Origin of the sequence: Streptomyces sp. RP5T, from assembly GCF_003933965.1 — a bacterium.
Lineage (GTDB): Bacteria > Actinomycetota > Actinomycetes > Streptomycetales > Streptomycetaceae > Streptomyces.
The window spans coordinates 1-6,073 of record NZ_RSAJ01000509.1; the positions used below are offsets into that span (position 1 = coordinate 1).

6 protein-coding genes are annotated in these 6,073 nt (G+C 71.9%); 3 read left to right on the forward strand and 3 right to left on the reverse strand.

The annotated features are described in order from the left end of the window. Positions 1–42 precede the first annotated feature (42 nt). The 3 genes from hisD to EHS43_RS34845 are packed head-to-tail and all read right to left on the reverse strand — an operon-like array spanning position 43 to position 3,276. Positions 43–1,344 carry a histidinol dehydrogenase gene (gene hisD, locus EHS43_RS34835; protein WP_125194640.1) on the reverse strand — a complete coding sequence of 434 codons (1,302 nt, stop codon included), beginning with the start codon at positions 1,342–1,344 and terminating at the stop codon, positions 43–45. Between the two features lie 34 nt (positions 1,345–1,378). Further along, complete coding sequence (locus tag EHS43_RS34840) at positions 1,379–2,314, reverse strand: VOC family protein (RefSeq protein WP_125194641.1); 936 nt, start codon at positions 2,312–2,314, stop codon at positions 1,379–1,381. Next, positions 2,311–3,276, reverse strand: coding sequence for a fumarylacetoacetate hydrolase family protein (locus EHS43_RS34845; protein WP_125194642.1), 966 nt, complete (start codon positions 3,274–3,276; stop codon positions 2,311–2,313). Before EHS43_RS34845 ends, EHS43_RS34840 begins: the two co-directional genes overlap by 4 nt. 230 nt (positions 3,277–3,506) lie before the next feature. On the opposite strand from EHS43_RS34845, the gene EHS43_RS34850 reads away from it, so the two are divergent. From EHS43_RS34850 to EHS43_RS34860, 3 genes are read left to right on the forward strand one after another with little or no spacing between them, the layout of a single operon-like run. Next, entirely contained in the window at positions 3,507–3,812 is a 306-nt protein-coding gene (locus tag EHS43_RS34850) for an antibiotic biosynthesis monooxygenase (RefSeq protein ID WP_125194643.1), read from the forward strand. A 33-nt stretch (positions 3,813–3,845) separates the two neighbouring features. Beyond that, positions 3,846–4,970, forward strand: coding sequence for an FAD-dependent monooxygenase (locus EHS43_RS34855; protein WP_125194644.1), 1,125 nt, complete (start codon positions 3,846–3,848; stop codon positions 4,968–4,970). Beyond that, complete coding sequence (locus EHS43_RS34860) at positions 4,967–5,971, forward strand: amidohydrolase family protein (RefSeq protein ID WP_125194645.1); 1,005 nt, start codon at positions 4,967–4,969, stop codon at positions 5,969–5,971. The genes EHS43_RS34855 and EHS43_RS34860 overlap by 4 nt, the downstream gene beginning before the upstream one ends. The last annotated feature ends 102 nt before the right edge of the window (positions 5,972–6,073 follow it).

Genomic DNA, 6,073 nt, shown 5'->3' on the forward strand with positions numbered 1-6,073 from the left:
GCCCTCCCCCGCCCGTCACCAGTGCGGTTCGCCCCCGCAGGGTCATGCGGTGTTCCAGGGCAGCTCGTCCCCGGCGGCCCGCGCGGCCCGTACGTCGCCGGAGCGGGCGTGCCCCTCGAACAGCTCCACCCGGGAGGCCCGCCCGCACACCCGGCCGAGCAGGGCCTGCGAGGCGGTGTCGGTGACCTCCTGGTAGGTCACCGTCTTCAGGTACTTGCCCACCCACAGGCCGCCGGTGTAGCGGGCGGCGCCGCGGGTCGGCAGCACGTGGTTGGTGCCGATGACCTTGTCGCCGAAGGACACGCAGGTGCCCTCGCCGAGGAACAGGGCGCCGTACTGGGTCATCCGCTCCAGCGCCTCGCGCGGCCAGCGGGTCAGCACCTCGACGTGCTCGAAGGCGAACTCGTCGGCCAGCGCGTACATCTCGTCGAGCGAGTCGACGACGTGCACCTGGCCGTGGTCGCGCCAGGCGGGCTCGGCGAAGTCACGGGTGGGCAGGCCCGGCAGCAGCCGCTCGACCTCGGCGATCGTCTTCTGGGCGACCTCGCGGGAGGTGGTGATCAGTACGGCCGGGGAGTCGGGGCCGTGCTCGGCCTGGGAGAGCAGGTCGACGGCGCACACGAACGGGTCGGCGTGCTCGTCGGCGAGGACCAGGATTTCGGTCGGGCCGGCGAACAGGTCGATACCGATCTCGCCGAACAGCTGCCGCTTGGCCTCGGCGACGTAGGCGTTGCCGGGCCCGGCGATCAGGTTGACCGGCTGCATGGTGTCGGTGCCGACGGCCATCGCGGCGACCGCCTGGACCCCGCCGAGCAGCCAGATCTCGTCCGCGCCGGCGAGGTGCATGGCGGCGACGGTGGCGGCCGGTATCTCCCCGCGGATGGGAGGCGTACAGGCGACCACTCGCGGGACGCCCGCGACCTTGGCGGTGACGATGGTCATGTGGGCGGAGGCGGTGAGCGGGTAGCGGCCGCCGGGGACGTAGGCGCCCGCCGCCTGCACGGGAACGTGCTTCTGCCCGAGCCGCACGCCGGGCAGCGTCTCCACCTCGAACTCCTTCAGGGAGTCGAGCTGGTGGCGGGCGAAGGTGCGGACCTGATCCTGCACGAACCGGATGTCGTCGATGACCTGCTGCGGCACCGACGCGACGATCTTCTCGACCTCCTCCTCGCTCAGCCGGAAGGATTCCGGGCTCCACTTGTCGAACTTCTCGGAGTACGCGCGTACGGCGTCGTCACCGCGCTCGCGGATGTCCGCGATGACGCCGGCGACGGTCTCGCGCACCTGGTCGAGGGAGGCGGCGACCTCCGCCTTGGGGACGGCGTGCTTCAGGATCTCTGACACGACTGGGGCCTTTCTGGTGGGCGTGGGAAGGGAGTCAGACGGGCGGCGCTTCGAACAGCACGTCCGGGTCGTTGAACTGCTCCTTGGCGACCGACTCGCTCATCGGGTCGGCGGTGCCCCACTGGTCCTGGGTCATCGGGTCGTCGACGTCGTGGCGGCCTGGATGCCACAGGTCCTCTTCGAGGACGGCGAGTTCGGTGGTGTACTCCACCGTGTTGCCGTGCGGGTCGTGGAAGTAGGAGAAGGTGTTGTCTCCCGCGAGGTGCCGGCCCGGGCCCCAGGTCAGCCGGGTGCCGGCACGCAGCGCGCGCCCGGTGCCGCGCATGTACTCCTCCACTCCCCGCATCTCGAACGAGGCGTGGTGCAACGACACATGGGGGCCGCGGGCGATGGCGAAGGAATGGTGCAGCGGACTGCACCGCAGGAAGTACATGAGGTCGCCCATGTGCGTGGAGTACAGGGTGTCGGTGAGCCGGAAGCCGAGGTGCTCGACGTAGAAGTCGCGCAGACCGGCCGGGTCCTGGGAGTTGACGACGCAGTGCGACAGGCGCACGGGGACCGCCTCCCGCTCCTCGATCCTGCGGTGGGCGCGGTCGGCGACGTCCGCGGAGACCTCCACGACCCGGCCGTCCGGGTCGAAGAAGCGCAGACCGTAGCCGCCGCCGGGGGTGTCCAGCGGCTTCGGCTCGTGGACGATCCGGACCCCGGCCCGGCTGAGGCGCAGCGCGAGTTCGTCCACCGCCGCGGGCGACACCGCGCCGAAGGCGACCAGATCCATGCGCTTGCGTTCGTCCTGGCGGATCCGTACGACGTACTGCTCGGGGCTGCCCTCGGCGGCGAAGAAGGCGAGGCCGCTGTCGTTGGCGATCTCGGTCAGGCCCCAGGTGGTGCCGTAGAAGGCGCGCTGGGCGTCGAAGTCCGGGACGGCCAGGTCGACATGGCGCAGGTGGGTGATGGGCTGGAAACTCATGGGTGGCTCCTGACGGTGTTGCGCTGGTGGCCCAGGCCGGTGATCTCCGCCTCCAGGACGTCGCCCGGCTTCAGGAAGACGCCCCAGTGCGCGCCGTTGCCCGCCGGGGAGCCGGTGAGCAGCAGGTCGCCGGGGTGCAGGGTGGTGGTCGTGGAGACGTACGCGATGAGCCGCGGGATGTCGAAGATCATGTCCTTGGTGGACTCGTCCTGCCGGACGACTCCGTTGTGCCGCAGGGTGATGCGCAGGTCGTCCGGTTCGCCGGCGAACGCGGCCGGCACCAGGAAGGGGCCGGTGGGCAGGAAGGTGTCGGCGTTCTTGGCGGTGAACCAGTCGGTGCCGATGGCCTTCAGGTCGGGCCGGTACAGGCGGTCGCGGGTGGTGAGGTCGTTGCAGATGGTGTAGCCGGCGACGTACGACATCGCCTTCCCGGCCGGGATGTCACGGCCCTTCCTGCCGATGACCAGGGCGAGTTCGAGCTCCCAGTCGTGCTGCTCGCCGAGCGCGGGCAGCACGATGTCGTCGTAGGGGCCGCACATCGCGCGCGTCGAGCCGAGGAAGACGTACGGCACTCCGCTGCGGATGCGCTCGTCCATCATCTTCTCGGCGTCGGCGCGGGCCTCCTCGGGGGTGGCGCCGTGCACGCTCTCCTTCTCGGCGGCGACCAGATCGACCACGTGTTTGCGGTAGTTGGCACCGCTCTGCAGGATCTGGCCCGGCTCGAGCGGGGGCAGCACGCGCAGGGCCGCGAGGTCGTGCCAGGCGCCGTCGGCGGACCGGGCGAGTTCGTCGAGCCGGGGCAGCCAGGCGTCCCAGTCCTCGACCAGGGCGCGCACGGACGGCACCAGGTCGGACAGGTCGCGTACGCGGGCCCCGGTGACCAGGCCGGGGAAGGCGACGCCTGCGCTGCTGCGGAACGTGCCGAGCGCGAACGGTCCGGCAGGGGTGAGTGGATCGGGCACGGGCGGCTCTCCTCGTCGGGGTGGGGATCGCCCCTGACGCTAGGCAGCCGGGCCGGGCGGCGGAAATGGCCGTTCGCGATGGCTGCCATCGGCGGCCCTCCCGGCGGCTGAACCGCGCCTCCATCGCCGTACGGGATGCATGACGTCCCCCTTGCCGATGCCTCGATCCGTTGACCCTGCATCGATCGCCCGAGCAGTCTCGGAGCACCCACCGTCATGAGGAGAAACACGTGGTCGTCGAGCATGCCGAGCTGACCGTCGAGGCCGGCCGGGAAGACGAGTTCCAGGAGGTCTTCGGCACGGCGCGCGAGGTGCTCGCCGAGGCCGACGGGTTCCGCTGGGCCGAGTTGCACAGGTGCGAGGAGCGGCCGCGGACCTTCTTGCTCCTGGTCGGCTGGGAGTCGGTCGAAGCGCACACAGTCGGCTTCCGGGAATCGGAGCGCTTCGCACGCTGGCGGGCCCTGGTCGGCCCGTTCTTCGCCGCGCCGCCGGCCGTGGAGCACTACCACGAACTCGGCGCGCGCTTCTCCGGCTGACCCCCTCCTCTTCTACGTTCGCAAGGATCACCCATGCCCGTACAGAAGGTGCTCGTCGTCGGCGGCGGCATCACCGGAAGCGTGCTGTCGCTGGCACTCGCCCAGCGCGGCGCCGACGTCGAACTCGTCGAGATCTCCCCCCAGTGGTTCGGTGTGGGCCACGGCATCACCGTCCAGGGCAACGCGCTGAAGGCGCTGCGCTCGGTGGGCGTGCTGGAACGGGTGCTGCGGCGGGCCGTACCGTTCGACATCATGCGGCTGCGCCGCGCGGACGGCAGCCTGATCAGCGAGCTGCCGACCCCGCACACCGGCGGCCCGGACCTGCCGTCCACGGCGGGCGCGCTGCGCTCGGACCTGCAGGACGCGCTGTGCGACGCGGTGTACGCGCAGGGCGTGCGGGTCCGTCTCGGACTGAGCGTCGACCGGCTGCAGCAGTCGCCCGGACACGCGGACGTGTCCTTCACCGACGGCTCCACCGGCCGCTACGACCTCGTGGTCGGCGCCGACGGCATCAACTCGTCGATGCGCGCGCTCATCGGCCTCTCCCAGCGGCCGCACCCGGTCGGCATGTCGATCTTCCGGGTGGTCGCCGAGCGGCCCGCCGGGATGGACTGCGCCGAGGTGTACTACGGCGGTCCTCGCTTCAAGGCCGGCTACAGCCCGATCTCCGCCGACCGCTGCTACGCCTACCTCCTCGACGAGAACCTCGACGCGTCGCTGATCGGGCCGCGCGCCCCGCTGTCGCTGCTGCGCGAGCGCGGCGCCGGATACGGCGGCATGTGGGGCGAGATCATCGCCTCGCTGCCGGACGACACGGCGGTGGACTACCGCTGGATCGAGGCGGTGCTGGTCGACGAGGCGTGGCACCGCGGCCGGGCGATGGTCGTCGGGGACGCCGCGCACGCCTGCCCGCCGCTGATAGCGCAGGGAGCCGCCATGTGCATGGAGGACGCGGTGCTGCTGGCCACCCTGGTCACCGGGGAGCTGCCGGTGGAGCGGGCCCTGGACGAGTTCATGGCGCGGCGGCTGCCGCGGGTTCGGATGGTGCTGGAGAACTCCCTGCGGCTGGCCGAGTGGGAGATCGACCCGGCCACGCCGGGCGCCGACCCGGCGCGGATCATGTCGGAGACGCTGCAGTCCCTGACGGCGGCCGCATGAGCACGCCGGTCGTCGACTTCCACGGCCACCTGGCCGTCCCGGCCGCCGACGCCCTGGTCGCGGGCACGCCGGGGTTCGCCGCCGAACTGGCGGCCGAGCAGCGCGCCCACTCCCCCGAGTCGCTGTCCGTCAACCGCGCGCAGCTCCACCGGCTGGCCGGGAAGCTGACCAGCGTCCCGGAGCGGCTCGCGGACCTGGACGCGATGGGCGTCGACATCCAGGTGGTCGGCCCGATGCCGATGCACCACTACTGGGCGGACGAGGACCTCGCCGGCCGGCTCGCCCGCACGGTCGGCGAGACGGTCGCCGCGCACTGCGCCGAGGCCCCGGAGCGGCTGTACGGGCTAGGCACCCTGCCGCTCCAGCACCCCGCCCTCGCGGTGGAGCTGCTGGAGTGGGCGGTCACCGGGCTCGGCCTGTACGGGGTCAGCGTCTCCACGACCGTCGACGGCCGGGAGCTGGCCGACCCGGCGCACGACCCGGTGTGGGAGAAAGCCGAGGAACTGGGTGCGGTGGTCTTCGTCCACCCGTGGGGCTGCTCGCTGGGCGAGCGGCTGGCGACCCGCTACCTCGGCAACACGGTCGGGCAGCCGGTGGAGACGACGGTGGCGCTCTCGCACCTGATCTTCACCGGCGTCCTGGACCGGTTCCCCGGCCTGAAGCTGGTGGCCGCGCACGGCGGCGGCTACCTGCCGACGTATGCAGGGCGCTCCGACCACGCCTGGCGGGTGCGCGAGGACGCCCGCGGCTGCGCCGAGCCCCCGAGCGCCTACCTGCGCCGCATGTGGTTCGACGCGCTGGTGTACACCCCGCGCGCCCTGCGCCATCTGGTCGAGGAGGTGGGCGCCGACCGGGTCGTGCTCGGCACGGACCACCCTTTCGACATGGGCGTGACCGACCCGCTGGCCCGCCTGGACGCGGCCGGCCTGCCCCCGGCCGAGCGGGCCGCGATCGCCGGGGGCAACGCCCTCGACCTGCTGAAAGACATCTCACGTGCCTAAGAAGTCAAGCCGCTACGGCCAGATCCGCCGAGGAGGAGGTGAAGGCATGCTGTTCGTCGAAGTGCTGCCGGGTCTGCAGGCAGTGGTAGAGCTGGCCGATCA